General features: G+C 59.8%; 29 protein-coding genes and 4 pseudogenes. 19 read left to right on the top strand and 14 right to left on the bottom strand.

Going from position 1 to position 26,344, the window contains the following annotated elements; all coding sequences use genetic code 11:
* Positions 1 to 131 (top strand): annotated as a pseudogene (locus tag NKH70_RS32935) (IS3 family transposase); the annotation flags it as partial.
* A 656-nt stretch (positions 132 to 787) separates the two neighbouring features.
* Positions 788 to 1,015: a DUF768 domain-containing protein gene (locus tag NKH70_RS32940; RefSeq protein WP_352711721.1), complete on the top strand. Its 228-nt coding sequence runs from the start codon at positions 788 to 790 to the stop codon at positions 1,013 to 1,015.
* Between the two features lie 599 nt (positions 1,016 to 1,614).
* On the opposite strand, the gene NKH70_RS32945 is transcribed toward NKH70_RS32940, so the two are convergent.
* The 4 genes from NKH70_RS32945 to NKH70_RS32960 all read right to left on the bottom strand — a co-directional run bounded on the left by NKH70_RS32945 (position 1,615) and on the right by NKH70_RS32960 (position 3,925).
* A complete protein-coding gene (locus NKH70_RS32945) occupies positions 1,615 to 2,172 on the bottom strand; it encodes a dihydrofolate reductase family protein (RefSeq protein ID WP_352450320.1) in 558 nt (185 codons plus the stop codon).
* A 599-nt stretch (positions 2,173 to 2,771) separates the two neighbouring features.
* On the bottom strand, positions 2,772 to 2,993 hold the full coding sequence (locus tag NKH70_RS32950; RefSeq protein ID WP_353027259.1) for a DUF982 domain-containing protein: 222 nt from the start codon (positions 2,991 to 2,993) through the stop codon (positions 2,772 to 2,774).
* A 189-nt stretch (positions 2,994 to 3,182) separates the two neighbouring features.
* Entirely contained in the window at positions 3,183 to 3,680 is a 498-nt protein-coding gene (locus NKH70_RS32955) for a DUF982 domain-containing protein (protein WP_353017644.1), read from the bottom strand.
* Entirely contained in the window at positions 3,677 to 3,925 is a 249-nt protein-coding gene (locus NKH70_RS32960; RefSeq protein WP_352711716.1) for a DUF6894 family protein, read from the bottom strand. The genes NKH70_RS32955 and NKH70_RS32960 overlap by 4 nt, the downstream gene beginning before the upstream one ends.
* 848 nt (positions 3,926 to 4,773) lie before the next feature.
* Between NKH70_RS32960 and NKH70_RS32965 the strand changes: the two genes are divergently transcribed.
* The 4 genes from NKH70_RS32965 to NKH70_RS32980 all read left to right on the top strand — a co-directional run bounded on the left by NKH70_RS32965 (position 4,774) and on the right by NKH70_RS32980 (position 7,481).
* Positions 4,774 to 5,760 (top strand): methyltransferase, encoded by a 987-nt coding sequence (locus NKH70_RS32965; protein ID WP_352917427.1) that lies wholly within the window; start codon positions 4,774 to 4,776, stop codon positions 5,758 to 5,760.
* A gap of 298 nt (positions 5,761 to 6,058) precedes the next feature.
* The gene (locus NKH70_RS32970; RefSeq protein WP_353017646.1) at positions 6,059 to 6,340 is read left to right on the top strand and encodes a GNAT family N-acetyltransferase; all 282 of its coding nucleotides are present in this window, start codon (positions 6,059 to 6,061) and stop codon (positions 6,338 to 6,340) included.
* Positions 6,276 to 6,536, top strand: coding sequence for a GNAT family N-acetyltransferase (locus tag NKH70_RS32975; RefSeq protein WP_353017648.1), 261 nt, complete (start codon positions 6,276 to 6,278; stop codon positions 6,534 to 6,536). Before NKH70_RS32970 ends, NKH70_RS32975 begins: the two co-directional genes overlap by 65 nt.
* A gap of 633 nt (positions 6,537 to 7,169) precedes the next feature.
* Positions 7,170 to 7,481: a DUF736 domain-containing protein gene (locus tag NKH70_RS32980; RefSeq protein ID WP_352917421.1), complete on the top strand. Its 312-nt coding sequence runs from the start codon at positions 7,170 to 7,172 to the stop codon at positions 7,479 to 7,481.
* Between the two features lie 88 nt (positions 7,482 to 7,569).
* Here the strand turns inward: NKH70_RS32980 and NKH70_RS32985 are convergent, their stop codons facing one another.
* From NKH70_RS32985 to NKH70_RS33010, 5 genes and pseudogenes are all read right to left on the bottom strand, one after another.
* On the bottom strand, positions 7,570 to 8,103 hold the full coding sequence (locus tag NKH70_RS32985; RefSeq protein ID WP_352917419.1) for a Ros/MucR family transcriptional regulator: 534 nt from the start codon (positions 8,101 to 8,103) through the stop codon (positions 7,570 to 7,572).
* Positions 8,104 to 8,321: 218 nt separating this feature from the next.
* Positions 8,322 to 9,276, bottom strand: a pseudogene (gene tnpC, locus NKH70_RS35935) (IS66 family transposase); the annotation flags it as partial.
* A gap of 8 nt (positions 9,277 to 9,284) precedes the next feature.
* Positions 9,285 to 9,697 (bottom strand): annotated as a pseudogene (gene tnpB / locus NKH70_RS33000) (IS66 family insertion sequence element accessory protein TnpB).
* Between the two features lie 31 nt (positions 9,698 to 9,728).
* Positions 9,729 to 10,076: a transposase gene (locus tag NKH70_RS33005; RefSeq protein ID WP_352917300.1), complete on the bottom strand. Its 348-nt coding sequence runs from the start codon at positions 10,074 to 10,076 to the stop codon at positions 9,729 to 9,731.
* Positions 10,077 to 10,129: 53 nt separating this feature from the next.
* Positions 10,130 to 10,438, bottom strand: coding sequence for a hypothetical protein (locus tag NKH70_RS33010; protein ID WP_352721344.1), 309 nt, complete (start codon positions 10,436 to 10,438; stop codon positions 10,130 to 10,132).
* Between the two features lie 528 nt (positions 10,439 to 10,966).
* On the opposite strand from NKH70_RS33010, the gene NKH70_RS33015 reads away from it, so the two are divergent.
* A complete protein-coding gene (locus tag NKH70_RS33015) occupies positions 10,967 to 13,078 on the top strand; it encodes a DUF3363 domain-containing protein (protein ID WP_353027257.1) in 2,112 nt (703 codons plus the stop codon).
* Between the two features lie 561 nt (positions 13,079 to 13,639).
* Here NKH70_RS33015 and NKH70_RS33020 read toward each other — a convergent pair.
* From NKH70_RS33020 to NKH70_RS33035, 4 genes are all read right to left on the bottom strand, one after another.
* Positions 13,640 to 13,783 (bottom strand): hypothetical protein, encoded by a 144-nt coding sequence (locus NKH70_RS33020; RefSeq protein WP_352670032.1) that lies wholly within the window; start codon positions 13,781 to 13,783, stop codon positions 13,640 to 13,642.
* A 48-nt stretch (positions 13,784 to 13,831) separates the two neighbouring features.
* Positions 13,832 to 14,293, bottom strand: a complete 462-nt coding sequence (locus tag NKH70_RS33025) for an RrF2 family transcriptional regulator (protein ID WP_352711699.1) — start codon at positions 14,291 to 14,293, stop codon at positions 13,832 to 13,834.
* Between the two features lie 60 nt (positions 14,294 to 14,353).
* Positions 14,354 to 14,818, bottom strand: a complete 465-nt coding sequence (locus NKH70_RS33030; protein WP_352917294.1) for a group III truncated hemoglobin — start codon at positions 14,816 to 14,818, stop codon at positions 14,354 to 14,356.
* 94 nt (positions 14,819 to 14,912) lie between these two features.
* Positions 14,913 to 15,482 (bottom strand): PTS sugar transporter subunit IIA, encoded by a 570-nt coding sequence (locus NKH70_RS33035; protein WP_352917304.1) that lies wholly within the window; start codon positions 15,480 to 15,482, stop codon positions 14,913 to 14,915.
* A gap of 430 nt (positions 15,483 to 15,912) precedes the next feature.
* Between NKH70_RS33035 and NKH70_RS33040 the strand changes: the two genes are divergently transcribed.
* From NKH70_RS33040 to NKH70_RS33050, 3 genes are all read left to right on the top strand, one after another.
* Positions 15,913 to 16,326, top strand: a complete 414-nt coding sequence (locus NKH70_RS33040) for a DUF5602 domain-containing protein (protein ID WP_352917292.1) — start codon at positions 15,913 to 15,915, stop codon at positions 16,324 to 16,326.
* Between the two features lie 102 nt (positions 16,327 to 16,428).
* Positions 16,429 to 16,848 (top strand): plastocyanin/azurin family copper-binding protein, encoded by a 420-nt coding sequence (locus NKH70_RS33045; protein ID WP_352849662.1) that lies wholly within the window; start codon positions 16,429 to 16,431, stop codon positions 16,846 to 16,848.
* 97 nt (positions 16,849 to 16,945) lie between these two features.
* Entirely contained in the window at positions 16,946 to 17,776 is an 831-nt protein-coding gene (locus NKH70_RS33050) for a two-component system sensor histidine kinase NtrB (protein ID WP_352917290.1), read from the top strand.
* Positions 17,777 to 17,793: 17 nt separating this feature from the next.
* On the opposite strand, the gene NKH70_RS33055 is transcribed toward NKH70_RS33050, so the two are convergent.
* Complete coding sequence (locus NKH70_RS33055) at positions 17,794 to 18,645, bottom strand: LysR family transcriptional regulator (RefSeq protein WP_352917289.1); 852 nt, start codon at positions 18,643 to 18,645, stop codon at positions 17,794 to 17,796.
* Positions 18,646 to 18,954: 309 nt separating this feature from the next.
* Here NKH70_RS33055 and NKH70_RS33060 point away from each other — a divergent pair.
* From NKH70_RS33060 to NKH70_RS33100, 9 genes and pseudogenes are all read left to right on the top strand, one after another.
* Positions 18,955 to 19,593, top strand: a pseudogene (locus NKH70_RS33060) (gluconate 2-dehydrogenase subunit 3 family protein).
* 30 nt (positions 19,594 to 19,623) lie between these two features.
* Positions 19,624 to 21,393 (top strand): GMC family oxidoreductase, encoded by a 1,770-nt coding sequence (locus NKH70_RS33065; RefSeq protein ID WP_352917287.1) that lies wholly within the window; start codon positions 19,624 to 19,626, stop codon positions 21,391 to 21,393.
* A 137-nt stretch (positions 21,394 to 21,530) separates the two neighbouring features.
* Positions 21,531 to 21,926: a c-type cytochrome gene (locus NKH70_RS33070; RefSeq protein ID WP_352917285.1), complete on the top strand. Its 396-nt coding sequence runs from the start codon at positions 21,531 to 21,533 to the stop codon at positions 21,924 to 21,926.
* Between the two features lie 38 nt (positions 21,927 to 21,964).
* Entirely contained in the window at positions 21,965 to 22,186 is a 222-nt protein-coding gene (locus NKH70_RS33075; RefSeq protein WP_353027258.1) for a hypothetical protein, read from the top strand.
* Positions 22,183 to 22,554 carry a DUF488 domain-containing protein gene (locus NKH70_RS33080; protein WP_352566350.1) on the top strand — a complete coding sequence of 124 codons (372 nt, stop codon included), beginning with the start codon at positions 22,183 to 22,185 and terminating at the stop codon, positions 22,552 to 22,554. The genes NKH70_RS33075 and NKH70_RS33080 overlap by 4 nt, the downstream gene beginning before the upstream one ends.
* 136 nt (positions 22,555 to 22,690) lie before the next feature.
* The gene (fsa, locus tag NKH70_RS33085; protein WP_352566352.1) at positions 22,691 to 23,347 is read left to right on the top strand and encodes a fructose-6-phosphate aldolase; all 657 of its coding nucleotides are present in this window, start codon (positions 22,691 to 22,693) and stop codon (positions 23,345 to 23,347) included.
* A 239-nt stretch (positions 23,348 to 23,586) separates the two neighbouring features.
* Positions 23,587 to 25,122, top strand: coding sequence for an FAD-dependent oxidoreductase (locus tag NKH70_RS33090; RefSeq protein ID WP_353017898.1), 1,536 nt, complete (start codon positions 23,587 to 23,589; stop codon positions 25,120 to 25,122).
* Between the two features lie 76 nt (positions 25,123 to 25,198).
* On the top strand, positions 25,199 to 25,495 hold the full coding sequence (locus tag NKH70_RS33095; RefSeq protein WP_352668574.1) for a hypothetical protein: 297 nt from the start codon (positions 25,199 to 25,201) through the stop codon (positions 25,493 to 25,495).
* 373 nt (positions 25,496 to 25,868) lie between these two features.
* On the top strand, positions 25,869 to 25,997 hold the full coding sequence (locus NKH70_RS33100; RefSeq protein ID WP_352566357.1) for a hypothetical protein: 129 nt from the start codon (positions 25,869 to 25,871) through the stop codon (positions 25,995 to 25,997).
* Positions 25,998 to 26,344 lie beyond the last annotated feature (347 nt).

Genomic DNA, 26,344 nt, shown 5'->3' on the forward strand with positions numbered 1-26,344 from the left:
CGGCTTATGCCGCCAATCTCACCGCAACGGACGATCGGCTGCGCAACCCCGACCAGCTCCGCCGATCACCCGTTGCTCAACCCGCACCATACGGCGTAAAACCCGCCGAGGCTCTAACTGCAGCCGGATGAAAATTCAGTGGCAGGTCAGAAGCAACCCCGACCAAGAGTTCGCTCGGCGGACCGGGAACAAAGAAAAGCCGAAAGCAGCCAGGGGTAGAAGAAAAGGTCGGCGCCACGTTAACCACGTTATCGCCTTACATCGAACCTAGAGGTGGCTTTCTCGTTAGTCGTCTATGGAAGACGATCAATCTAGATTCCGTTGTCACCCCGAGCCGTCCGGCACGTGGATGGTGTGGGATGAGGTCGACAATGCCCCGGCAAGCTTAGGAGGCTGCTCACTTGTCGGTCGGACATGGCAGCGCGCCAAAGTGGCCTGCGATTTGCTGAAGCGCATTTATGACAACCGGCTGGAGGCTCGATCGCATGCGAGAAAGCCGGTGGCCGAGCCGGTGGACCGAGTCGACGACCTCATATCATCCATCCGCAAGAGCCGCAGTTTTGCAAGTTTGTCTCAAGGCGGGCGGGGAGTTCCATTGAATTCCGGGCAGTCGATCTCGCGACCCGGGTTGGGTCAAAGGGAAACATAACCGAAGACTGCCCCGGATTGCGCGGCAACTTTGCCGAGGGCGTACACCTGTCTCAGGGGCGAGGAGGACCTTTGGCACGCCTCGCTGCAGGATTTTCGGGAAGAAGGAACTTAATCCCATTCGCCAGCTTATGGCTGGATGAGCACACGCGGCATCAACTTCTTCGACAAATGGATGGCAGAGCATCTGCCTAACGCAAGGTCAAACGATCCGTTCGCCATTAGGGATCTTGCCGACCAGGCTCTCAAAGCGGCTGAGGAGAGCGGCATCAAGGCACATGAGATCGAAGAGGAGGTCGGGAACGTTTTCGACGTCATTTTCGACGCCATGCTGCATCGTGAAGGCGGCATGGTGGAAATGCCCTGAAGCGACTAGCATCCGGCCGACAGACCGGACAGTGAAATTCGGTGCGGCGACACCTTCAACAGATCGCCATGCATGCCTCAGAAAACACTTGCCGACACTCTGGCCGCCCGCGAGACGGCCTATGTCAATTGCGGCCATCCGATGTGCTGCAAATCGACGAGGCTCGATATCCGGCGCTGAGTGACAGGCTCGGCCGTGACCACGGCTCAATGCGTAACGACCTAGTCGGGCTTTTGTTTGCTCAGATTGCAGGGCTGCCGGCCGTGACCGCCGGCCGGTGTTCTTCACATGCATTCCTGACTACGAAGGCCAGCAGCGTGCGCGCAATCGCGGCTGGAAGCCAACTTTTGAACGAGGGGGCTGAAAGTGGCCGGCGCCAAAGCCTACGCGCTGCCGTCGCGGCACAGGAGCGGTGCCTCATGTTTGCTGCGAGAGCAAAGGCCCGTTTCCATACTAGTCCACCATGTCCCGCAGGGGCTTCTTGCGCTTGGGTGCATCTGTTCTCATCCAGGACGCCAGGCGACCAAAGCCGACTGTGAATCGGCGGCGCTCCTGCGACGCGCAAGCCCCCGAGCTGGGCGCGTTGAGCCTGCTCCGAGTCAGCGCGCGCGCCGGTAATGCATGGCGACCGCGCCGCTGCGGAGCGGCTTGGCCGAGATCAGCTCGAGCCGTCGCGTGCTGGGCAGCCCGCTTTGGTAGAGGGTCGGGCCGTGGCCCGCGATTCTCGGGTGCACGAGGAGCTTGTACTCGTCGATTAGATCCAGCCGGTCCAGCTCGGTCGCGAGCTTGCCGCTACCGAGGAGCACGCCGGCCGGGGTCGCGTCCTTGAGCCTCTGCACGCCCGTGCGCAGTTCGCCGCCGATGTGGTGGCTGTTGGTCCACGGGAAGGCCTTTCGCGTCGATGACACTACGTACTTCGGCTTGGCCTCCAGCTTGACCGCCCACTCGCGTATCGCCGGCGGCGCCTCCTCGTCGCCGCGGGCGACTGCCGGCCAGTAGCTCTCCATCATCTCGTAGGTGACGCGACCCCACAGCATTGCTCCGCCCTCATCCATAAGGCGGGTGAAGAAGGCGTGCGTCTCGTCGTCGGCAATTCCCTCCTGGTGGTCGACGCAGCCGTCCAGGGTGACGTTGATGCTGAAAGTCAATAGTCCCATGCGGCGAGTCTAAGCCATACAATGGAGAACATGAAGGCCGATTGCTCGCGGTTGATGTTCAACTTACGCCCCCCGTGCCCCCTTCGTTTCCTTCACGTCCTGCTGCTCGGGTCGCCTTCCGTCCCATAATCATAGCTCCGCGCGTATACGTAGGGGGTGCCAGTGGCGGTGGCGGGCATATCGTGGGATTGATGCACTGAATCTGGGGCCGCGCCGGCCCGGGGGGAAGACCATGAAAACCGCCATCACAGTACTCATTGTTCTGCAAGTCGCCGATTTGGTGGCGACGCTTGGGGCCGATTACTTTGGTCGTCGCCGCGCCACGCTATTCGCTGCCTGATCTATGCCACGCACGCCATGGGCGAGCCGAAGGCTTGCAAGGAGGCATTTCCACGGCCGAGCTGCCATAGGACGCGCGTGCCTAGGCGCGACCCATTGCGGCGAACGTCCCGAGGAAACAGGCCACAAATGAGCCCGAGCATGGTTTCCCTTCAGTGGGACGATAGTCACCAGAGCGCGTTCATGTCAGCCAGCATAACCGCACGGGCAGCCCTTCGGCGGCTGCCACTATATCCACCCGCGCTCCCTTGACCGTGTACCTAATTCTCAGGGGAGAGGTACATTTTGGCCTCCTTAGCGGCAGCCTCAAATGCCTTTCGGATCACGTGAGGGTCAATCGGATCGCCCTCCACAGCCGACAGGCAGAGGGTCACAGCCCTGTGCCAGCGAGGTCCTCGCCGGGTCCACGTCTTGAGCTGCTCAAGGGCTGCCCTCGCATTGTTGCAGCTACGCCGATCACCGGCTTCAGTCCTTACGAACACCGGAGGGACGAACCAATGGGTTGCAATGAGGGAAATGTAGGGCGGGACGAGCCTGCCGACCAACCCAGTGGTAGTCCGCGATAGTGGAACAACGCAGGTCCTCGGTAGTTCAGAAATCGCAGCGGTCAATTCTTCGTGGATGCAGCCGCTGTTGGGTCCGCCGGCTTTCTCACGAGTGGCGGGCCCGCCTTATGGAGGGACTAATATCCCCTGCTCCTTGGCGGCAGCCAGGAATGCCTTGCGGGCCTCCTCAGGCTCCATCTCGTCGGCAAGCACAGCGACGCAGACGTGCACCGCGAGATTCCACTGAGGGCCACGTTTGGTCCACTTCAGGAGTTCCTTAGCCGCTGCATCGGCGTTGTTGACGTGGTTCGTCATGCTTGGAGACTCAGTCCCGACAGGAACCGGAGGGGAGAACCAGTGATTTGGCATAAGGGTCACTCCTTGCCGCCCTTGCCGCCCCTTAAGCCCCCTAAGCAACTTTTGCTCATCCGTCAGCGTTCGTTTTAATGATAGACTAAGCAGCTTTCGAAGGTAGCTGCAGGCCGCATCTGACCTCTGCTTTGTTCTCTCGGCGATTTCGTCTGGAATGGTAGACCAGAATGTTTGATGGAAATTTCTGAGCGGGTGATCGGACAAGTGGCTCGAGTGACCAAGGTGAAGACGATCAGGTTCCCATCGATTCATTGTCTGATGCGGACTATGCGGTTCAGTTCGAATTTGACCACGATCTGGGCTAGCTGGTTGCCTGCTTCATCGCGGACTTGAATGCCAGCCTCGTGATAGGTGCCATCGGGCAGCTTTTCTCTTGCGATTTCAAGCAGCGTTTTTGCTGCCTCGTCCTCCGCAGATTCCAGGTTCGGAAGCTCTGAACCTTCAGGGTCTGGGAAGGTCTCTCCATTGCTGGACAAGTCGAAGAAATAGCGCGGCATCAATCCTAACCAGGATTGCCGGAAAATGTTCAATGTCTCTTTTTTACATACAAAGAGCTAATCCAGCATGGCCCGCAGGGGCTCTTGCGCTTCGGCGGCCTGTATTTTCAACCAGCCTGGCCTTGTCGAGGTCGATCGTCACCGGCGGCCTCACGTCGATGGTCACCTTGCCGCCTTCCTCGTCCACCGTTCCTTAGTTTCTTTAACAAAGGCTTTCACCCGGGATGCGTCCCTGTCACGGGTTTGCAGGCCACAGCGATCCGGGATGACCGATCCGTCGGTGGCCGAATTTCGTTCCAACCGTCGGTTGGTGGACGCATTGCAGCTGATGCGCCTAAAGTCCCTGACGGTCCGCGTGCACCGGGCAGGCCCATCCCGCATCCCCCAGCGTGGTGCAAGCCACTTGATCGGATCCCGCCGTCTTGGCATGTGCGGCGGGACTTTTTATCCAATTCGCGGAAAACCGAGTCGGCTTCGACCTCCGTCACCTATCCGTCGCGAACGGCTCATGCTCGGGAAGGTGATGATGCAGCACTTCGACAAGGTTTCGCTTGTCGAATGTCTGGCCGCAAATTGGGCAGAACTCCAAACCATAGGTGGTCGCCCCTTTTGGCTCGAAGCAAACAATCGCAGATGAAGCCGCGCATAACCGCTTTGCGCTTATGTCGGCCGTTCGAGGCGGCGATAGACATTCTCAGAAGCTGACGTTCAGCTTTGCCAGGAGTATCCGCTACGTCATCGTGTCGGTCGCTCGAAATAATGATTTTGTCTTCACTTTCCGGAGAACGGAGGTTCTAATCTATGGGAGCTGCTTCAAATTCGGTCCTGGATCGCGGAAGGGGGGCGACATGGTGGATTCTGCTCGGATCGACAAGCTGATCGCAGCGGTGCCCCCCGCCTTAGCGCTTCGAGCCGGGCTGGACCTTGGCATCTTCACCCGGCTCGATGGCAGCGCGGTGACTGCTGACAGCCTGGGGGCCGCGCTCAAAGTCGAGCCCGATCGTCTGTCGCGGCTCCTCTACGCGCTCGCCAGCATCGGTCTCCTCGAAGTCAAGGATGGTCAATTTCGCAACGGAGCCGAAGCATCGGCCTTCCTCGACGCGTCCAAGCCGACCTATCGCGGCGGCGATCATGCGCTCCTGCGCGAGCTCTGGGGAGCCGACTTGCTGACCGCAGAGTCGCTGCGACAGAACCGGCCGGCCGCGCTGCACGACTTTTCTGAAGCAGGGCCCGCAGCGGCGGCGGTCTTCAGCCGCATGCTCGCACCGGGCGGGGTGATCTTCGGCCGACAACTGGCCCGGGAGATAGACCTCTCGGCGATCGCTTCGGTGATCGACATCGGCGGGGGCTCCGGGACCATTCTCGTCGGACTTCGCGAGCGGCAGCCGCAGATTGCGGCGACATTGATGGAACTGCCAACGGTCGCAGCGGCCGCGCCAGATATCCTGTCAGAATACGGTGCCGATGACGTGGTTGTCGAAGAGGGGGACATAACTGTCGCGCCATCGATCGGTCGGCACGATCTGGCGATCCTGAAGGCCGTCGTCCAGGTCCTTCCGCCTGACCAGGCGCGCAGTTCGATCCTGAACGCGGCGCGTTGCCTCACACCGGGAGGCGAGATCGCAATTGCGGGGTGGGGTGTCGTCGATGACGACCGCCTCGGCCCGCCTGAGGGTGTCTTTCTGAATATCACCTTCTTGAACCTCTATCGCCACGGCGAATCGTACACTGAAGGTCAGTATCGCGCGTGGATGACCGAGGCTGGATTCCGGGATATCTCCAGGTCGCGCCTGGCGGACGGCTGCACCTTGTTTCGTGCGCGCCTCACGGGCTGATCGTGGTTGGATGGTTGGTTTCGGACGCAAGGCTCTCCGAGGCGCCGATGAGCACACGGCAGTATGCCCGGCTGGTCGATAAATGGGTCTCAGCGATTGGACTGCGACCTGAAGACGGCACACTACCAAGGGGCTGTCATTGGTGATTAGCGGAGCGGCCTGCCAGGGCCGTTGCGTTGGCGCCGCCTCAGGTCGAAAATGCCCCATGGAAGCAGTCCGATTTCCCAAGCTCACGACACCAAGGCTCGTGCTTCGGGCGCCGAGCGAACGGGATATCCCAGCATGGTTTGCGCGCGCGATGGATGTCGAATCCGCGTCCCTTGCCGGCGATCCCGTTCGTGACGACAGAAGGGCAGGCGAACGGTGGTTCGCCCGTTCGCGTCAGCGATTCGCTGACGGCAAGGCGATCCAGTGGTCCGTAGACCAAGCAGGAGTATCGGACGCGATCGGGACGATAACCCTGTCCTTCGGCGCAACCGACGCCAAGGCAGCCGCATTGGGAGTTGTGCTGGCGCGTGCGCATTGGGGGCACGGGACTGGGCAGCGAGGCGGCGCGCGAAGTCCTCCGCTACGCCTTTGAAACTCTGGCGCTTGAACAGGTGACGGCCGAGGCAGCGGTGCGCAATTTCGCGTCGCTGCGAATATTGGCGAAGCGCGGCTTCAAACATATCGAGAGCTTAATCGATGAGTCCCACGGCGAGCGCTGCCAGCGTTTTGCGCTCGACGGAGAGGTCGGATCGTCACTGTTGGCGAGCAACGCGATGCCAGACTGCTAGGCTTTGAACCATCCGCCAATAGAGATCGTTTGTTCTGTTTAGGTCCGCAATGAGGTCGCCAGCGGAACGTCCATTTGCTGGTGACTTCAGCCTAGAAGCTGACAGTCGGCTCACGGCCCCATTCCTGACATAGTCGCTACTGCTCAGAAAATCACTTGCTCAGCCGGCTTCCACCGTAGGAATACTCACTTGAGCGTTTGACCCTGAGTTCTTCGTTCCCTACGGGAGCCTCGCGCGGCGTCACAACCATACGCGTCATCGCCGCGCTCATGCCACGGATGGGCAAGCGCGTGACTGATCGCCGTCCCCGCGTTCACTCCTGTCTGTTCATCCTGAGCCTATGCCGTCCTCGATGGATTGGGTCTGACCAAGGACCGCCTTCGCTTCGCTCAGTCTCGATCGTCTTCCCGCAACGACGGCGCTTCGTTTTCTTCCCCTGGCCGTACCACCCCACCACACAGGCATGGCGGGGACCCGGTTTGCGTCCATTCCTCGCGGCCCGAGAAAGCCTCGCGCCGCCGTCTTCCACTTCGTTTCAGCCACTTTGGGGGTGCGGTCCGATCGTCCCCGGTCTCACGACCACCATCGAGACCGCGATAGGCGCGGCCCGAGAAAACAGAAGGAACGACCACGATGGCTACGATCGGCACATTCTCCCGCACCGCGAACGGCTTCTCCGGCTCGGTCAAGACCCTGAACCTCAACGTCAAGACGGTGACCTTGACACCGGCCGAAGGCGACAACGAGAAAGGTCCGAACTTCCGCATCTTTGCCGGAGCCACCGAATTCGGAGCGGCATGGAAGAAGACCTCGCGTGAGGGCCGCGACTATCACTCGGTCAAGCTCGACGATCCAAGTTTTCCCGCTCCGATCTATGCGAGCCTGGTTGAGACCGACACCGACGGCGAGTTCTCGCTGATATGGTCTCGCCGCGCCGCAGAATGATCCGAGCTAACACGAAGCCCCGCCGCTCGGCGGGGCTTCGCCAAGTTCGGGTCCGCCACTCGTTGGCACTCCTGTCAGGTGCAGCACGCTACGCTTTGACGAGTGCCTTGCGCGCCTTCCTAGCCGGCGACTTGATTGCCGTTGCGGTTGCTGTCGCTGCCGCCGCGCGAGCAGCTCGTTTTGGTTTTTCCGCCGCAGCTGTTGCCGGCGTTGTCGCCTTTCGCCCGAGCCCGATTGATTTCGCAAGAGCCGAGCGGGTCGCTGCGTAGCTTGGCGCCACCATCGGATAGTCGGACGGCAGGTTCCATTTCTGGCGGTACGCGTCGGGCGTCAGATTGTAATGCGTTCCGATATGTCGCTTCAGGGATTTGAACTTCTTCCCGTCCTCCAGGCAGATGATGAAATCAGGTGACACTGATTTCTTGATCGATACCGCCGGCTCCAGCTTGACTGCGGCCGGAGCGACAGGCGTGCCGATCCCTTGCAAGGCAACATAGGTGTCCCCAATCAGCTTCGACAACTCGCCGACCGGCAGCGGATTGTTCGACACGTAGGCGGAAACGATGTCGGCGGTAATTGCTACGAGATCAGCCTGGTCGTTTTGGTCTGCAGAAACGGTCATCGAGTTTTCCTCTTGTTTAATGGCGCGCGTTGAAACGGATGGGCTGTTTATTGCCGATCAGGCAAACAATTCGTTATTTCCGCCAACAAACCTCATCCGCTGCAAATATCAAGCGGGAAGCTTCGCTTCCATCGTTCTGCCCGGCAGATAAAGTTACTGATCGCGTCGGAGAAGCGGACTTTCCGCTCGCCTTCTGCGCGGGAGGGGGCCCACGCCCTATGGCTCCAGCAAGCGGCGAGAACGATATCTCCCTTGCTGGTGAGTTGCTCGAAGCCGGCATAGCCATCGACGTGCAGCACGCCCTTGAAGTGCTCGAGATGCGAGGCCGGGCGTTCGGCCTTGCGGTCTGGTTCAAACAGATAGATTGCCGCGGGCGGCTCCGGTCCGCCCCAGGGGTGTTGCTCGCGGGCTTACACCCACAGCGGTCCCGTCTTGGTGCGGCCACGGCCTGGATCGAGCACCGGAACCGGTGTGTCATAGGCAAAAAGATGATCGGAGGCGAAGACGTTTTTCGCCAGTCGCTCGTGCGGGGCTTCCAGCCACCAGCAGGAGCCGCCAACCCAGCCGGCGAGCGTCGAACGTGGAAGATCAACACCGTTCCTGCGAAGATCTGCGACTGCCGATAGAGCGGCGTGTGATCGGAATATTTGCTGACCAGCACCTGCGCGAGCAGCGCCGGCGTCGCCAACCCGCCGCTCCGCAGCCGGCGCCTGCACCACCTTCTCGCAGGGCCGGCAGGCGTATTTGGGGCGCGTGGTGCGGATCACGCGCAGCTGCGCTGGCACCCAGTCCAGCATCTCGCTCACGCTTTCGCGGATAAGATTCAGCGCGCCACCGCAGCCGGCGCAGACGGTCCCGTCGACATCGACCAGGACCTCCTCGCGCGGCAGATGATGGGGCAGCGGCTTGCGGCGGGACGGCTGTTCGATCTGCACGCGGACGGCGCTCCTCTTCGCAGGCGAGATCACCGTCGGGCTCTTCCAGTCCGAGCGCCAGTTGATCAGGATCGAGCCGCTCGGAACGGCGGCCGAACTGCGCGCGCTGCAGCTGCTTTATGATGGATTTAAGGCGCTCGATCTCACCCTCGCGGTGCTCGACAACCGTCGCTATGTCACGCACAAGATGCTGCAGAAGAGCCGGTTCACTGGGCAGATTGTCGAGGTCGAGCAGCATGTCCGAATCTACCCGAATCGGTTGATTCGAAGAAGCAACTTCGCTCGATTTGGTGCGATTTTGCTACGCTTTTCAGCCGGCCAAAAGCGGTCGCCAGAAGCGTTCCGGCGTGCGTCTATCCCTTCGATGAGCATCGCGAGTTGTGCTGGCGACAGCATCACCGACCCACCTGGCTCGGCCAGACGCCGCCACCAAAAGTTGCCGCGGTCGATGCACTTACTGAACAGACAAAGCCCGTTCCGTCCCAGAACAGGATCTTCAGGAGCGACGCATTCCTGCCGCGGAACACGAACAGATGTCCCGAGAACGGGTCCTTCTTCGGATGTTCCTGGATCAGCGTGGCGAGGCCATCGAGCCCCTTTCGCATGTCGGTGTGACCGAGCGCCAGGTGCACTTTCACGCCGGCCGGAACGACGATCATGACGCCTTCTCCTTCCCAGTGAGCTGCCGCTTTACCGCAGCCGGAGTACTGCCGGCCGGTGCAAACACGCGCCGTCCATCAGCCAGCTCAATCGCCACCATGCCGTCGGGCGGCTGCACCAGATAGCGCAAGGCCCCGAGCGCGGGAGCTCTTTTGCTGCGCCATCGGCAAGCACCACCGTTGTCAGTTGCGGCGCCTTGCGAGCGGTCAGGCCGAACTCGACCCGCCAGCGGAACACCATGCTGGTGGCGACGCCATGGCGGCGACAGACCTGCGCCACGGCGACGCCGGGCTTCTCCGTCTCCTGCACGATCGCCCGCTTCTGGTTGTCGCTGAAGCGGCGCCGGTTCGATCGCCCGTCGACCGCGTCCGGCGTCAAGCGGTATTTGCGTCGCGCGCAATTAGCAGCGCTGCTTGATTGGGCTCGGGCACTCAGATGAAGCAGGGATCGCCAGTCCATTTCGTCGCCGGATTATTTAGGCGATCCCGCCAGATCCGCAACGCATGCGGCGACAGGACGAGCGCCGCAGTATGTTCGGCATGCCCCATGCCGCTCCAGTTCATCACCTCGAATGCATGCTCCAGAATGCCCGCAGAGCGATTGGGCCGCTGTCCGTGCGCCTGCTGTAGCGATAGCGTGGAGGCCTTTTGAGCCGCTTCGGTGGCACCTTCTTGCGCAAACGTGCTGCCTTCTTCCGGTGCAAATTCCCTGCAGCTTTTCCGCACGTTTGCGCAGGTCATCCGCGCTCACCAGATGGCGCATCCACAGCTCGAATGTGGTGATCGAAAGATCGCCCCGGAGACAGTATTCCTGTGCAGCCTGGTTGCCGCGGTACCAGCTCGCGACGTGCGACGACCAGTAAGGACCGTTGGCCTTGGCCAGGAGCGGCGAGCCGCCATCGGAGATCCTCCACATGACGAAGGAAACCCACATGAAGCTCAATTGCACTAGCCGAGTAGGTGCAGGGACCGGGCGCTTACGGAGGGTGGATTAGGACAGCAAGATAAAGCGAGCTGGCGCTCGCCCTCGCTTCGCTCTAAGTGCTTGTCTGCACATTGTTTTTCCGGCGCGTGCCGACGCAACGCAGAAATGACGCGAGGTGCGGGGCTCACGGGCTATGGCTATGCTGTTGATCTAAAAAGTAAAACTGTCGTGCCGCAGCGATGTGCAATCGGCCATTCTACGCCACAGCAAGTCTTTGCGCGCCGTAGCACGCTCTGCGCGCCGGCCATCTTGAAGCGCAAAATCTGACTCCCGATGCTGTCGTCATGGCAGATCGTGACAGCGACAGATTCCAGGTTCGCACCGGCCGGACGCGGCATGGCGGCGCGCCGCTCAATTCGCGGACGCTGCCCTTTGTGCGTCAGGTCGAGATCGCCATCCGCAAGCAGGGCGGCAATCCCAATCGCCTCGGCGCAAGCAGCGGTGCCGGGAAGGGGAGTGGCCGCTTCAACGCCCGCGGCCGCGGCGGCAAGCTGGCAGCAGCGTTACCGAAGGATCGTGGCGGGTGGAAGCAGGACGGCAACGGCATCCGCTTTCGCGCCCGCCGCGTCGTGGTGAAGGGGCGTGTCGTCAAGCTGCCGGGACGAGGCAAGGGGAGTACGCGCGGCCAAAAGTTCGTGACGACCAGCAAGGCCGTCGATGCGCATCTGCGCTATCTCCAGCGCGACGGCGTCACCAGGGACGGCGAGAAGGGCAGGGTGTACTCTGCCGTCGACGACGAGGCCGACGGCAGAGCATTTGTCGAGCGCGGCCGCGGCGACCGGCATCAGTTCCGCTTCATCGTCGCACCGGAGGATGCCGCAGACATGAAGGACCTCCGCTCCTTCACTCGCGATCTCATGCAGCAGATGGAAACCGACCTTAACACGCGCCTCGACTGGATCGCCGTCGACCACCACAACACCGGTCATCCGCACACCCATATCCTGGTGCGCGGCGTCACCGATGACGGCAAGATCCTGAACATCGCCGGCGACTACATCGCCCACGGCATCCGCCACCGGGCAGGCGAACTGGTGGAACGGGAACTCGGGCTACAAAGCGAGCTCGAGGTCGCCCGCAAGCTGGCCAACGAAGTCGACGCCGAACGGCTGACCCGACTCGACCGCATGCTGGTCGCCGAACAGCAGGAACACGATGTTGTCGATCTGCGTCCCAAGGCCAGCGACAGCTACACCATTTCCAGCAACCGCTACCTGCTGATCGATCGGGCAAAGAGGCTGGAGCGCTTCGGCCTGGCGAGCGAGATCGAGCCCGGCCGGTGGGTCGTCTCCGACAGGACCGAAAGCACGCTGCGGGCGCTTGGCGAACGCAACGACATCATCAAGACCATGCACCGGGCGCTCGAGGAGCACGGCCTCGCCCACGAGCGGGGTGCGGCGCAATATGTCATGCACAGGCGGACAATCACCGAACCGGTCGTCGGCCGCGTGCTCGCCAAGGGTCTTGCCGGCGACGAGATGAGCGACAGGCTGTCGCTCGTCATCGATGGCATCGATGGGCGCACGCACTATGTCGAGACGGCGGATGCGGCAAAACTCGAAGACATTCAGCGCGGCCATATCCTGGCGCTCGATCCGATCCAGCCGAAGGAAGAGCCGCGTGCGGCTGACCGCAACATCAGCAGCGTAGCGAATGAGGATGGCATCTATCGGCCGAGCCAGCACCTGGAGGCTATCCGCGAGACTTTTTTGGAGCAGGGCGAGGATCCGGACGCCTTCGTCCGTTTCCATGTCCGTCGTCTCGAAGCGCTACGCCGCGCCGGCCACGTCGAACGCATCGACGAAGACCACTGGCGCATTCCAAAAGACCTGTCCGAGCGCGGCATCGCCTACGATGCCCGCGACCGCGGCAAGGACTTCTCCGTCCGCGTGCTCTCGACCCTCGATCTTGACGCGCAGGTCGGCAGCGATGGCGCCACCTGGCTCGACCAGGAGCTTACGGCCAAAAGCCCTGTGCCGCTGGTCCGGTCAGGCTTTGGTCTCGACGTCGATAACGCGCTCGACAAACGGGCTGCCCAGCTCGTCGGGATGGCCCATGCCGAACGCGACGCGGGGAGCGGGACCATTACCTTCGCGCGCGACCTTATTGCTACGCTGGAGCGCCAGGAGGTCACGCGGGTCGGCAAGGAGATGGCCGCTGCGCGTGGCCTCATCTTCACGCCCGTGCAGCCCGGTGATCATGTCGGCGGCACGCTGCTTGGCTCGGTCGGTCTTGCCAGCGGGCGCTTCGCCATGTTGGACGACGGGCTCGGGTTTCAACTGATGCCCTGGCAGCCGATGCTCGACAAGCGCATCGGCCAGCACATCAGCGGGTTCGTGCAAAGCAGCGGCGGTATCGACTGGAGCTTCGGCAGAAAGCGGGGACTGGGGCTGTGAGCGCTCATCGGCGCGGCAGTTTTGGCTCGTAACTATCGCCGGCATATTGCTGCGCCTTTCTGGCTAACGAGTACGGATCGCCGGGCTGAACTGATAGCTTTGCCGACCACAACAGATTGCATTTAATCAGGGCGCTCTGTTCTGCCTTGTACCTGGGATCCACTGCTGCTCGGGGGTCAGCAGTAAAGATCGTAACTCCCACCAGCATCGCAAGTAAAGAACGCTTCATTGTAGTCCATAAGGAGCGACAGAAGCCGAAATTGCTCTACCTTTCAAGCTTGGCATTTCGGGGGGCTAAATGGAGCAAGCCCATACGGCCCTGCTGCTGCTCATGGGTTTCGACCGACAGGGCGGCCGCGTTTCGTTGCTCGCGGTGCGTCGAGAAGCTCAAGTTGGCAGGGATGAGGAACATTCGATAGCGCCAGGGATTCCTTACTGCTCTACCGCTGGCGAGAACTATCACGAGAGTGTCGCACTTGATCGTTCAACAAAACTCGCATGTGGGCGCTTAGCCTGCAGGCATAAACGTTTTCGACAGCACCACACGCCGTCGTTGCGAAACTAGACAAACATCATAACGATGATCGCGCCGAGGACTATCAGGACAAGCCCACCGATAAGCATTGGCATTAGACTGTTGTCGGGGTCGATACCAGAATCAATCTCCTTCGTTAGCGGCTTGTCGTTCTTCTTTGATTCGGCCATGACTCATCTCCATCCGAGTAAAGCAGCAAGCCTAGAAACCACGTAATACTACGCCCCGTTGCGTGCCACCCCGGTGCGCACCGATAGTATTGGACCGCCAATGAAGTCTTCCGGCATCAGTGTGATGTCGGCCAGCGTATAGCGGTCAAGAGTGTTCTGAAAGGATGCTATCGCTTCGCCAAACATGCTTGAAAGCTTGCAAGAGCCGGTCAATATGCACTGGTTTGCAGTGGAGAAACACTCAACCAGTGCGAAATCCGGCTCGGTCAATCGCACGACATCGCCGATCCGGATCAACTCGGGCCGGCGCCCCAGAACGAGACCACCGGAACGGCCACGGATCGCCTTCAGATAGCCGCTGCGGGTCAGCGTGTTGGCGACCTTGTTGAGATGCGTCTTCGACACGGTAAAGCTACGCGCAGCTTCCTCGATCGTTATGACCCGGCCACCGGCAGAGGCCGTGTACATCAGCAGCCGCAATGCATAGTCCGAGAAAGCTGTAAGCCGCATGGATGTCTCCTTCCGTCGATCGCTGCGCGTTTGTGGAAACCCTCACAAACCAATCCTGCATCACAGGTCCTTCTCAACGATGGGTTCGATGCCGATCGTGGTCTCGCCGCGATTGAAGGCGATCGCGAGACGGAAACTGTGAGCGATGCGCAGAGCGCGCTCCATAAAAAGCGCTGCCACCTCGGGCGGGCAGATGCGGCGCACCGTTGTGCGAAACAACTGTAGCCAGCGACGGAAATGCGCCGAGCCGAGGCCGGCTATGGCCAGATGTGGTGGCAGTGGCCGGCCTTCATATCGGGACGTTCGAAGTAACGTCGCAGACCAGAAGTCGCACATCTTCGCAAGATGCTGTGGCCATCGGTCCGGCTCGATCTGATCGTGGAAAATGGGGCCGAGAAGGTCATCGCGATGAATTTCATCATAAAAACCATGCACCACGCCGCGGATCATTGTCTCGTCGAGCAGGTCCGGCAGCGGAACGCCATCGACTACGATCGTTCTCGTGCTTCGACCATCCTCGCTCATCTGCAGCTCCTGCTTTTCTCCCGTGCAAGCCGGTTCAAGCCGTTGGGTTCGCTCCTTGAGGCATCCTCTATAAAAGATAGATTGTCAATCTATGTTATTCTCCGACGGAGGGTTCGGACCAAAGGTAGGCCTGTCCGACCTGGGCATTGCTGAACTGCGTGGACATCATCACGCTAGGCCCGACCCGGGCAGTAGGCAAATTGGCGGAAATTCTCCGATGTGACCCATTTTCGAGAAAGGCCAACGCCTCATCGGATGAGCGTGCCGATCGGAGTCGCTCCCGAACCTGAGATGCCTGGAGGAGACGACAAATTTGCGAAAGGGCAGGGAGGAAGGCGGAAGTGGCAGAGCGCGGCCAGAGTACCGTGTAAATGAGATCAACAGGATCGTCGTCGGGGCCGTCGAAATCGATGGGCTTGGCCAGACGTGTCAAAGACGCGGCAGGCGAAGAGATTGTGCCAAGTAGAGCGTGAGGGATCGCGACCCCACGACCTAAGCCCGTCGAGCCGCGATACTCGCGGTCGAAAAGGCCACGAAGAACCATCTGCTCGTCCAGCCCGGTCCTTCGCGCAATCCTGATCGCAATTTTTGACAGGGCTGACTGCTTTCCCTTTGTCACAAGATCAAGCGAAATGTCTTCTTCTGACAGGATGGGGCAGATCATCGGGGTCAACCTCAATGTCGATCCCAACCGGAATCGCAAAATGGGAGTGCAGCCGCACTGCTTAGGCAGGCAGAATGCACCGCGGGATAAGTGGAAATCCTGGCTACCCCCGGACGCGAAGCCAGGGCCTTCTCGCGTCCGGGCTAAAGGCCCGTTTTTAAGCGCTTCGGCTCCCGCCGGAAATCGAGGCTGAAAATATTCATGGCAATTCAGAGGTAGTGAAGGTTTTTTTCGAAATCAAGCAAACAGTGCGCACCCGAGCAGCAGAAATAATGCATTGAAATGCCAGTTAATTTCGTTTGACGAGCGAAACAGTCTGCTGCTTGCTGGGCGGGCGCGAACAGGTCGTGTCGAAAATGGAAATCGCTTTTTCAAAACGGCCTTCCAGATCTTCGGCCAGCGCGGCTTTATTTCAACAAGGAGATCCGTGATGAAGAAACTCGTCCTCGCAGTTGCCCTGACGACGGGGAGTTCGCTTTGCGCCATGGCGGCGGATGAGGTTACCAAATCTCCGCCAGCCGCGCCCTACCAGCAGGTCAGCAAGCTTGTGAAGCTGCTCGACTTCCTGCCGGGCATGGGCCAACTCTTCGTCGATCCGACGACATTGCCGGCCGGACCATTCCTTGCCTATGACCACGACGGTAAGCTTGTCAGCACGATTTATATGCTGCCGACCAAGGACCTCAATCCAGACAAGCGTTTTGACGATCTCGCTTCACCCGGAGGCAATGTCGACCATGTCGATGTCTACTACAATGCCGGCCATCCGGGAGTCGAAGAGCCGCATGTCCACGTCGTGCTGTGGCATGTCTCGGCCGCTGACGAGGCCCAGGTCGCCAAATGACACTCACGCGTCGTGAGATACTAACCGGGGGGCGGGGGCGGGGCCCCCCCCCTCTCGCTCTCTTCTGTGGCAGTATGGGCCGGCGAGGCGATCCAAATCCGGATGCAAGGGCGCGACGACGGTTCGCAAGTCTGGTTCGACCCGATCGGCATTCTGATCAAGCCAGGGCAGACGGTCCGATGGACCAACCTCAATCCTGGCAATTCGCACACGACGACGGCGTACAATCCGGCAAACTTCGGGCGACCGCTTCGCATGCCCAAGACGGCAAAATCGTGGGATTCCGACTACCTCCTGCCCAAGGAAAGCTTTTCGATTACCTTCACCGAGCGGGGGGTCTACGACTATTACTGTATCCCGCATGAGCATGCTGGAATGGTCGGCCGTGTTATCGTCGGCGAACCAGAGGCACATGGCTGGGCTGAAATGGTCGGAGCAAATGGCGACCTACCGGAGGAGGCCCTAAAGGCATTCCCGACTGTCGAAGACATCATGACGAAAAGGGTCGTCCGGCGCGCTTAGATCATGCGCATGAAAGGCGCGGCCCTCCGCAACAAAAGCGACCGAAGATGCCAAACGGGGCGAGAGCTCCTTGGGTGTCGTGAGTGAGGGGACTTTCATGACAGGCTGCGTGTTTGCGTGTGAAACTCAACCATCATCTCAGGCCGGACGCGACGCGCGCACCCAAGTACCGGACGCGCCTCTCGATGCCCGAACTGCTGCCGAGCAACGCGAGCGTGCAACGCACCGGCTTGCCGCCTTGGGCGAGATGACTGGCGGCATTGCCCATGACTTCAGAAACCTCCTGGCAGTAATAGAATCCGGGCTCGGGCTCGCTGAGCGAAGAGCCGACGAGCCCGAAAGGGTTCGTGCCTACATTGCGGCAGCGCGGGAAGGAATCGATCGAGGGATCGAGCTAACGTCACAGCTATTGACCTTCGCGAAGCATCAGGAACTCGATATCCACGCTGGCAATTTGAATGAGTTCCTCACGTCTTTCGAGCCTTTCCTGAGGTATGGCGCGGGAGCCGATGTCCGCGTCAGGCTGGAGCTTGGTTCCGGTGTCCCAGACTGTTTGATCGATCACGCACTTTTCGACAGCACAGTGCTTAATCTCGTCATGAACGCACGAGATGCGATGCCAAGTGGCGGGGAGATCCGCGTCATCACCGAACGATTGGTGCAGACAACCGCGACACCTGACCCGCCCGGCCCTGGAACCTACGCATGCGTTCGCGTCAAAGACCACGGTTGCGGCATGGCTCCTGAAGTCTTGCGGAAGGTGTTTGATCCATTCTTCACGACGAAGGGTGAGAAGGGTACCGGGATAGGGATGCCACAAGTGCAGGCACTGACCCAGATGGTTGGTGGTCGGATCCGGATAAAGAGCGAACGAGGGATTGGAACAACGGTCGACCTTCTGTTCCCGTCAGTCCCGTCGGACATTTAGACGTCCCACGAGAACTCTCACAATTTGATGTCGCCGCTTGCGACGGAATGCAATCCCGTCAGCGCTGGACCAACTACGCTCTCGTCCGCACTTGCCGATTGCACCGCATAGACCGGATACGAGAACTGCGGCATCTCAGGCACAAGATGCAGCCGGCCGGCTTCTATGTGAGGCTGCACAGAACTCATCCTGAAATATCCGGAGCCGCCGGTCGCTAGAACATAGTTCAGTGCGAGCGGACCGAGATCGAAAGAAAGATCCGGCGCAGCGCTTGGGAAATTCATCCCGTGGTGAAGCCCAAAATCCGGCCCCCAATCCATGTAAACATAGTCGGATTCGTCCAGGAGGCGTGCTTCGGAATTGGTAGTCACGAGAACAAGTTTTTCTTCCAGAAGCAGATCGATCTTCAAACCCGGTCTGTGCGGGGGCGCGTACATGATGGCTAAGTCGACCATTCCCGACGCGACCTGATTGATCAAATCCTGCGGCACATCAACGTGCACTCGAAGCGCAATATCCTGAAGCGAGCCGCGCATCCATCGGACCCAATCAAGCAGCAGAGGTTGCGCAAGGCTGACTTCGCTGCCCACCGTCAGAACAGCCCGGCGTCCCGGCGGCACGGCAACCTGGTGAAGTGTACGTTGCCATAGTTGGATGAACATCGGGGCGTGGCGCAGAAATTGCTCGCCGGCCGGGGTCAGCGAAGCTCCGCCTTTGTGGCGGACAAAAAGGGCCCGGCCCAGTTGATGCTCGAGGTTGCGGATTCGTGCGCTTACCGTCGTCTGCGCAACATTCAAGCGCTCGGAGGCCCGAATGAAACTGCCGGTCGATACGATCTCGATAAAGGTGCGGGCGAGTTCGATGTCCATCACGGATATAGCATAAAATTTGCATTTAAATGTCAATCAATTTCGTTTGCCACATAGTTAGTTTGAGTATTACCTCGAAGAATTCCACCAAGCCTAGCGCTGGATGCTGCGCAGCGCCGGTTGGAGCGGGCGCAAGCTCTCTCCATCCTGACCCATCGTTTTGCCAGCAGCGTCACAGGAGAAATCATGTCGGCGAAAGACAAGAACCAAGAAGACGTGGGGCGTCGCGACTTTCTGAAGCTCTTCGGTGCGGCAGGAGCGGCGGCGAGTACCCTGCCGCTGGGTGGGTCCGCATCGGCGACCGAAATGATGGCCGCGGCGACCGGACAGCCGCATCATCACACAAGCGACGCCTCGAAATCCGATGCAGGCGGCTCGGCTTATGAATTCTTCAATGTCGACGAGTCCGCCTTCATCGAGGCCGCGGTCGACACACTGATTCCGAGCGATTCAACAGGCCCCGGCGCCAAGGAACTCGGCGTTGCGATCTACATCGATAGACAAATGGCCGGCGGGTACGGCAAGGGCGACCGGCTGTATCTGGAAGGGCCATTTGGGGAAGGTACGCGCGAGCAAGGTTATCAATTGCCGATGACGCCATCGGAACTGATCCGGGCCGGCATCGCCGACGTCAGCGCCTAAGTGCAGAAAAACCACAAGAACACCTTCGAGGGCCTTTCGGCAAAAGATCGCGCCGCGGTGATGGCCGATCTCGACACCAAGAAGATCGATCTTCCAACAGTGCCGACCGCCACCTTCTTCGGGCTTCTGCTTCAGGTCACGATCGAGGGTTATTTCGCTGACCCGATGTATGGCGGAAACAAGGACAGGGCGGCCTGGAAGATGATCGGTTTCCCAGGCGCCGACGCCATGTACATGGACAAGATAGAACCATTTCGGAACAAGGCCTATGCGGCTGAACCGAAGGGAATTCAGGATCTCGTTTAATCGACGAAAGAAGACGAAGGAGACTGTAGCATGGCTACCAAACTCAACGCAGTCGATGTCCTGATTGTCGGTCTTGGCTGGACGGGCGGCATCATTGCCAAGGAGCTTGCATCGACCAAGCTGAAAATCGTCGCTCTAGAAAGGGGAGGCCCGCGTGACACCAATCCGGACTTCATCGACCCGCAGATCCATGACGAACTGCGCTACGCCGCCCGACACGACCTCATGCAGAACGTGCGGCGGGAAACCATCACCTTCCGCAATGGTGAAGCGCAAACGGCGCTGCCGATGCGCCAGCTCGGCTCGTTCCTGCCCGGCCAGGGCGTTGGCGGCGCCGGCGTGCACTGGAACGGCGTCACCTGGCGCTGGCTCGAATGGGATCATCAGGCGCGCGCCCGCACGATCGAAAAATACGGCGAAAAGATCATCCCTTCAGATATGCAGCTGCAGGACTGGCCGATCACCTATGATGATCTCGAGCCCTATTACGACAAGTTCGAAAAGACCTGCGGCACCTCCGGCAAGGCCGGCAACATCAACGGTCGGAAGATCGACGGCGGCAACATCTTCGAGGGATCGCGAAAGGACGAGTACCCCAATCCGCCGATGATTGCGGCGCAAAGCATGCTGATGTTCGAGAAAGCGGCCCGCAATCTTGGCTATCACCCTTTCCCCAATCCTTCCTCAAACGCGTCGCGGGACTATGTCAATCCCGATGGCGTGGCCTTCGGCCAGTGTCACTATTGTGGCTTCTGCGAGCGCTTCGGCTGCGAGGCGAATGCCAAGGCGAGCCCGCATTTCACCGTCATTCCGCTGGCGCTGGAGAACCCCAATTTCGAGTTGCGCACCAACTCGATCGTGCTGAAGGTCAATCTCGACTCGACCCGCAAGAAGGCAGTCAGCGTCACCTATCTCGACGCACGAGGGCGGGAGTTCGAACAGCCTGCCGACCTCATCATCCTGTCGGCCTATGCGCTCGGCAACGTCAACCTGCTGCTGCAATCGGGCATTGGCGTGCCTTATGATCCGGCAACGGGCAAGGGCGTGGTCGGCCGCAACTATGCCTATCAGTGCGGTGGCGGGGCTACCGCCTTCTTCGACAAAGAAACCATCCTGAATCGCTTCATGGGGGCCGGCGCGCTCGGCACCTGCATGGATGATTTCAACGGCGACAACTACGATTTCGAGAAGGCCGGCTACATCGGTGGCGGCGGCATCAGCTGCAGCAACTCGGGCGCCAGGCCGATCCAGTCGCATCCCACGCCGCGGGGCACGCCGCGCTGGGGCTCCGACTGGAAGGAGGCAGTGGTCGACAATTATGACCACGCGGCCAGCATTGGCAACCAAGGCGCGGTAATGGCGTACCGGCAGAACTATTTGAGCCTCGATCCGACCTACACCGACGTTTTCGGACGTCCGCTGATGAGGATGACGTTCGATTTCCAGGACAACGAGGTAAAGCAGATGAACGCTCAGGCCGACATCTGCGTGACGATCGCCAAGGAGATGGGTGCGACCAAGGTCGATCGGAGCATTCCCCCGGTGCCTTATTCGATCGTGCCTTACCAGAGCACACACAACACAGGCGGGGCAGTCTTCGGAGCCGACCCGAGCACCAGTGTTCTGAACAAATACCTTCAGGTCTGGGATGTCCCGAACGTGTTCGTCACCGGCGCTTGCGTGTTTCCCCAGAACGCGGGGAAGAACCCGACCGGACCCGTAGGCGCTCTTGCCTACTGGGCGGTGGATGCGATCAAGAACCAGTATCTGAAGAGTCCCGGCCCACTTGTTCCCTCCTGAGGCGACATCAATCGGATGCGGATCCGGCGGTTTGGATCCGGATCCGGGACTCCAGGGATGTTTCGTACCATATTGCCCCGGCCAGTTCGGCCAGAACCAACCCGTGCTCGTTGAAAGCAGCAAACATGAAATGGACCATGCCTGGATTGGCAACCGCGATTCTCACTGCAGTCGGTTCGGCCCATGCGCAGGACACATCTTCCGGCAATGCCGAAGCCGGCGCCGTCGTCTTCAAGAGATGCATGGCCTGCCACAAGGTCGGCCTTGAGGCAAAGAACGGAGTGGGCCCGGCCTTGAATGGCGTGGTCGGCCGAACGGCCGGTGAGTATCCCGATTACAGCTATTCCTCGGCGAACAAGAATTCGGGTCTGACCTGGGATGAACCGACGCTGACGACCTATCTCAGGGCGCCGCGCAAACTGGTGCCCGGCACAAAGATGGCGTTTGCCGGTCTCAGCAAGGACCAGGAGATCGCCGACGTCATCGCCTATCTGAAACAGTTCAACGCTCGGGGCCAGAAGGTCGGCCCCTGACCAGACGGGAAGCTGTCCCTGGGCAAAGTGCAACCTTGATGAAATTTCTCCTGCACAAGGGTCTGGGGGATTCCACGATCAAACAGATCGGCAGCTACCTGCGTAGCCGCGGCGCCGGCCATCACTGGATCGAGCGATATCGCGGCGACATCTTCGTATTCGTGTCGGATGCGGTCGACGAAGAAATCCTGAGGAGCAAATTCGCCAGCCTTCTCGATGCCGTCAACGACACAGACATGGACGGGACAGGATCTCGATGAGCGAAGAAATCTTCAACGAGAGAGTAAGATTGAAGAGGGCATATGAGAGGCCTGCTGCCGGCGATGGCAAGCGCGTATTGATTGACCGGCTTTGGCCGCGTGGGGTCAAGAAGACCGAAGCGGCCATCGACCATTGGGTGAAGGACCTCGCGCCAAGCACCGAGCTTCGGAAATGGTTCGGACACGATCCAGCCCGCTGGTCGGAATTCCGCCGGCGGTATGCGGCGGAAATCCAGGAGCATCGCGGTGAGCTTGACCGGCTGCGCGAGATGATACGGGAGGGCACCGTCACACTCGTCTACTCGGCTCATGACGAGACCCACAACGATGCCGTCGTCCTTAGAGAGCTTTTGCTGAGACAGCGATGAAGACGCCGCATCGCTCCTCCGTTGCCAAAGACGTAGGCGTGCGGTCTCGACAGCGACAACAAACCCGTCTCCCGGAACCAAACCAAGGAAAATTCATCCAATCATCGATGGGCGGGCTCAGTTGAGGAGAAAGACAATGAAATTCTTTGTCGATACCGCCGATATATCTGAAATTCGAGAGCTTGCTGCCGCTGGAATTCTCGACGGGGTAACCACAAACCCGTCCCTTATCGCAAAGACTGGCCGACCGATCAGAGATGTGATCCAGGAGATTGGCCAGACGATCGAGGGCCCGGTTTCAGCGGAAGTCACGGCCATCGACTTTGACGGTATGGTCGCCGAGGGACAGCGCTTGGCCGGCATTGCGACCAATGTGGCTGTCAAGGTGCCGTCCACCTGGGATGGATTCAGGGCTTGCCGGGCGCTCAGTCAGCTCGGACACAAGGTCAATGTCACCCTGTGCTTTTCGGCCAACCAGGCACTGCTCGCGGCAAAGGCAGGCGCGACCTTCATTTCACCATTCGTCGGCAGACTTGACGATCTCGGTCTGGATGGCATGGAGGTGATCCGAGAAATCCGCACGATCTATGACAACGATCAAGCGTTCACGACTGAAATCCTGGCGTCCTCTATTCGCACGCCTCTGCATGTCAAACTGGCGGCAATGGCGGGCGCCGATATCGCAACCGTACCGCCCGCAGTACTCAGAAACCTCGCCAAACACCCGCTCACCGACAAGGGCCTCGAGTCCTTTCTTGCCGACTGGGAGAAGGCGGGGCAAACGATCCTGTAATTGCCCGGGCGAGGGCATGCAGAGAGCTATCATAAAACTTGCACTCAATTGCAGATTAAATTCGTTTGCATGATGTCGGGAATGGCGGGAAATTGAGCCGTGGGGCGCGAGTTTCGCTCTAGTCGGGCGAAAGCGAAATCGAGAATTCGAAGACGCGCTGGCTTTGTGCGCTGAGAGGCTGATGTGCCTGTCGCCGCTCCCCTGGATGCGATTTTCTCGAAATCGCCAAGGAGAAGAAAATGGCTGTGCACCCTACCGAGGTAATCGGACCAGACCTGGTCCAGGGCATCGCGTTCGCCGATCTTCCCGACGGTGGAAAGCTGGTCGGCCATTGCGGCAATGAGCAGGTGCTGCTGGTGCGCCGCGGGGCCGAGATCTTCGCCGTCGGGGCGACTTGCACGCATTACGGCGGGCCGCTCGTCGACGGCCTTGTGGTGGAAGACTCCGTCCGGTGTCCGTGGCATCACGCGTGCTTTGATTTGCGTACAGGCGAAGCCTTGCGAACGCCTGCCTTCAGGCCACTCGCGTGCTGGTTGGTGGAACAACGCGATGATCGGATATTCGTGGGCGAGAAGCGCAAGCGGACGGCCCCCAAGCCGCGCGTTGAAGGCTCCGACCCCGTTCCGGAGAAGATCGTCATCGTCGGCGGCGGCGCAGCCGGTTTCTCGGCGGCCGAAATGTTGCGGCGCGAACACTATCAAGGCAGCATCGTCATGCTCAGCAATGATGAAGCACCGCCGGTTGATCGGCCCAATCTTTCCAAGGACTACCTCGCCGGCAAGGCACCGGAGGACTGGATTCCGTTGCGTGGCGAAAGCTTCTACTCAAAGAATAATATCGACCTGCGTCTTAATGCGAATGTCGCTCGGATCGACGTACGTTCTCGCGAGGTTGTGCTCGCGGACGGGACCTCGACTCCTTACGACAAGCTGCTTCTTGCGACTGGGGCCGAACCGGTTCGCTTGACCCTACCCGGGGCAGACCAGCCGCATGTCTATGCACTGCGCTCGTTCGCAGATTGCAAGGCGATCATTGAGCGAGCCACCACGGCGCATATCGCTGTCGTGATTGGTGCCAGTTTCATTGGGCTGGAAGTAGCTGCGGCCCTGCGCTCGCGCAAAATCGAAGTTCATGTCGTGGCGCCGGATGAGCGGCCCATGGAGCGGGTCCTGGGTCCGCAAATGGGTGACTTCATCCGCACTATCCATGAGGAGAACGGGGTTGTTTTCCATCTTCAGGACACGGCGAGCAGCATCGATGGCAGAAAGGTGAAGCTCAGCAGCGGTGGCACGTTAGCAGCCGACTTTGTCGTCGCCGGCATAGGCGTGCGACCGCGGATCGGCCTCGCGGAAAAGGCCGGGCTCATCCTTGACCGCGGGGTGCTCGTGAACGCCTTTCTGGAGACGAGCGCACCAGACATATTCGCCGCCGGCGACATTGCGCGGTGGCCAGATCCTCATAGTGGCGAGAACATTCGGGTCGAGCACTGGGTGGTTGCAGAGAGGCAGGGGCAAGCTGCCGCGCTCAACATGCTCGGCCATCGTGAGAAATTCGAGGCCGTGCCGTTCTTCTGGAGCCAGCATTACGATGTTCCCATCAACTATGTCGGTCACGCCGAGCGGTGGGACGAGATCGCGGTAGACGGCGATATTGCCGCCAAAGATTGCCTGCTCCGCTTCAAACGAGAAGGGCGCACGCTGGCTGTCGCCTCAATCTTCCGCGACGTTGAAAGTCTGCAGGCCGAGCTGGAAATGGAGCGCCAAATGGCAAGCTAGCTTCGACTTCCGAAAAGCGGAAGTCAGAGTCAGAATGGCGAAGCGGAATGTGGTTGTGACTGAAAGGAGTTCGACTATGTCCACAGAGCAGCAGGAACTAGGTGTCACCCGTGGCTTGGACACGGTTGCGCCCGCCCAGCGTTATTCAAAGATCGTGAAATTCGTCGACGAGGTCGCCAAGCAGGCGGCTAACGATGCACCGACCCTGGTTGAAATCTTCTCGGACAGCGGCCGCTGGTATTGCCGTGTTCGTCGCGGCGATGAAAAGACCCGGCCAATGGGTCCATACACCAAACAACAGGCTCAGCGGATCCAGGAAGCTCGGAGAATGTTGCTCGCCAAAAGAGGTGCCGCTCGCATCATGTTCGAGTAGGAGAAGGAACCCTTGCAATCGTACCGGCCGGCGGACTCCTGCCACAATGATCGTCATGAGTTTTCGAACAATGCAGAGCAGGCCTCCGGCGTCTAGCCGAGCCGGAGGCAAGGACGTCTCAGGCTGGATAGATATTCCGGCATCGTCAACAGACCAGACGGACCTTGTGAGAGAAATTCTCGAGCTTCTCTAGCTTGCGCGTATGCAAGTGTGGTTATGCCCTGACCGCGTCAAATTATAAGATGCGATGTAAAGGGCCGTTGCCGTTCTCCGAGGAAAGATAGGAGCGCGAACGCTTAGCGTGCAGGGTTGGGGTTGCTCATCCTCTATTGATTTTGTACCAAGTAACGATCGACAAACCTGGGATCTGATTATGGACGACTACGATAACCAGAAAGGCGCTGAGCCTGAGGACGTGCGCGCCGCATTGAAGGGGTGGGCATGGTTTGGTGTTCTAATGAGCATTGTCTTTGGTGTCGCCTACGTCCTGATTGAGATGTAGTGGCCCACGAAGCAGCTAGCCCTTGCGGACTGCCCGAGAAGATCGGCAACGTCATTGGCGCGTTTGCAGTGACTTGGGCTGTGCTCGGTGCTGGTATATTTAGGCTGCGGACTAAAAAAGCGAAGTGACGATCTGATGACCGCCAAAGCCATGCTCGACAAGAAGGCGCCGCTGGCACTTTCATCGGTATAACGGGCTTTGGCGCCAGCGGCCCGGCGGAGAAACTCTAAAAACTTTTCAATATGCCGCAAAGCCGGTACGACATATTGACCGGCGGTCTGTATGCCCATTTCAGGAACACCGGCTCGATGATTCCCAGCACGCTCCAAGCACCCGACTTCCCGGCA

Source organism: Mesorhizobium sp. M0991, assembly GCF_040318915.1.
Lineage (GTDB): Bacteria > Pseudomonadota > Alphaproteobacteria > Rhizobiales > Rhizobiaceae > Mesorhizobium.

What these genes read in the sequence shown, in the direction of transcription:
- NKH70_RS33080 (WP_352566350.1), top strand. Translation starts at nt 22,183, where the DNA reads ATGAGCGAAGAAATCTTCAACGAGAGAGTAAGATTGAAGAGGGCATAT.
- NKH70_RS33025 (WP_352711699.1), bottom strand. Translation starts at nt 14,293, where the DNA reads ATGCGGCTTACAGCTTTCTCGGACTATGCATTGCGGCTGCTGATGTAC.
- NKH70_RS33045 (WP_352849662.1), top strand. Translation starts at nt 16,429, where the DNA reads ATGCAAGGGCGCGACGACGGTTCGCAAGTCTGGTTCGACCCGATCGGC.
- NKH70_RS32945 (WP_352450320.1), bottom strand. Translation starts at nt 2,172, where the DNA reads ATGGGACTATTGACTTTCAGCATCAACGTCACCCTGGACGGCTGCGTC.
- NKH70_RS32960 (WP_352711716.1), bottom strand. Translation starts at nt 3,925, where the DNA reads ATGCCGCGCTATTTCTTCGACTTGTCCAGCAATGGAGAGACCTTCCCA.
- NKH70_RS33040 (WP_352917292.1), top strand. Translation starts at nt 15,913, where the DNA reads ATGAAGAAACTCGTCCTCGCAGTTGCCCTGACGACGGGGAGTTCGCTT.
- NKH70_RS32980 (WP_352917421.1), top strand. Translation starts at nt 7,170, where the DNA reads ATGGCTACGATCGGCACATTCTCCCGCACCGCGAACGGCTTCTCCGGC.
- NKH70_RS32970 (WP_353017646.1), top strand. Translation starts at nt 6,059, where the DNA reads ATGGATGTCGAATCCGCGTCCCTTGCCGGCGATCCCGTTCGTGACGAC.
- NKH70_RS33070 (WP_352917285.1), top strand. Translation starts at nt 21,531, where the DNA reads ATGCCTGGATTGGCAACCGCGATTCTCACTGCAGTCGGTTCGGCCCAT.
- NKH70_RS32985 (WP_352917419.1), bottom strand. Translation starts at nt 8,103, where the DNA reads ATGACCGTTTCTGCAGACCAAAACGACCAGGCTGATCTCGTAGCAATT.
- NKH70_RS33050 (WP_352917290.1), top strand. Translation starts at nt 16,946, where the DNA reads ATGACAGGCTGCGTGTTTGCGTGTGAAACTCAACCATCATCTCAGGCC.
- NKH70_RS32965 (WP_352917427.1), top strand. Translation starts at nt 4,774, where the DNA reads ATGGTGGATTCTGCTCGGATCGACAAGCTGATCGCAGCGGTGCCCCCC.
- NKH70_RS33035 (WP_352917304.1), bottom strand. Translation starts at nt 15,482, where the DNA reads ATGATCTGCCCCATCCTGTCAGAAGAAGACATTTCGCTTGATCTTGTG.
- NKH70_RS33090 (WP_353017898.1), top strand. Translation starts at nt 23,587, where the DNA reads ATGGCTGTGCACCCTACCGAGGTAATCGGACCAGACCTGGTCCAGGGC.
- NKH70_RS33010 (WP_352721344.1), bottom strand. Translation starts at nt 10,438, where the DNA reads ATGACCTGCGCAAACGTGCGGAAAAGCTGCAGGGAATTTGCACCGGAA.
- fsa (WP_352566352.1), top strand. Translation starts at nt 22,691, where the DNA reads ATGAAATTCTTTGTCGATACCGCCGATATATCTGAAATTCGAGAGCTT.
- NKH70_RS33055 (WP_352917289.1), bottom strand. Translation starts at nt 18,645, where the DNA reads ATGGACATCGAACTCGCCCGCACCTTTATCGAGATCGTATCGACCGGC.
- NKH70_RS32940 (WP_352711721.1), top strand. Translation starts at nt 788, where the DNA reads ATGAGCACACGCGGCATCAACTTCTTCGACAAATGGATGGCAGAGCAT.
- NKH70_RS33095 (WP_352668574.1), top strand. Translation starts at nt 25,199, where the DNA reads ATGTCCACAGAGCAGCAGGAACTAGGTGTCACCCGTGGCTTGGACACG.
- NKH70_RS32955 (WP_353017644.1), bottom strand. Translation starts at nt 3,680, where the DNA reads ATGAATCGATGGGAACCTGATCGTCTTCACCTTGGTCACTCGAGCCAC.
- NKH70_RS33015 (WP_353027257.1), top strand. Translation starts at nt 10,967, where the DNA reads ATGGCAGATCGTGACAGCGACAGATTCCAGGTTCGCACCGGCCGGACG.
- NKH70_RS33100 (WP_352566357.1), top strand. Translation starts at nt 25,869, where the DNA reads ATGGACGACTACGATAACCAGAAAGGCGCTGAGCCTGAGGACGTGCGC.
- NKH70_RS33020 (WP_352670032.1), bottom strand. Translation starts at nt 13,783, where the DNA reads ATGGCCGAATCAAAGAAGAACGACAAGCCGCTAACGAAGGAGATTGAT.
- NKH70_RS33065 (WP_352917287.1), top strand. Translation starts at nt 19,624, where the DNA reads ATGGCTACCAAACTCAACGCAGTCGATGTCCTGATTGTCGGTCTTGGC.
- NKH70_RS33075 (WP_353027258.1), top strand. Translation starts at nt 21,965, where the DNA reads ATGAAATTTCTCCTGCACAAGGGTCTGGGGGATTCCACGATCAAACAG.
- NKH70_RS33030 (WP_352917294.1), bottom strand. Translation starts at nt 14,818, where the DNA reads ATGAGCGAGGATGGTCGAAGCACGAGAACGATCGTAGTCGATGGCGTT.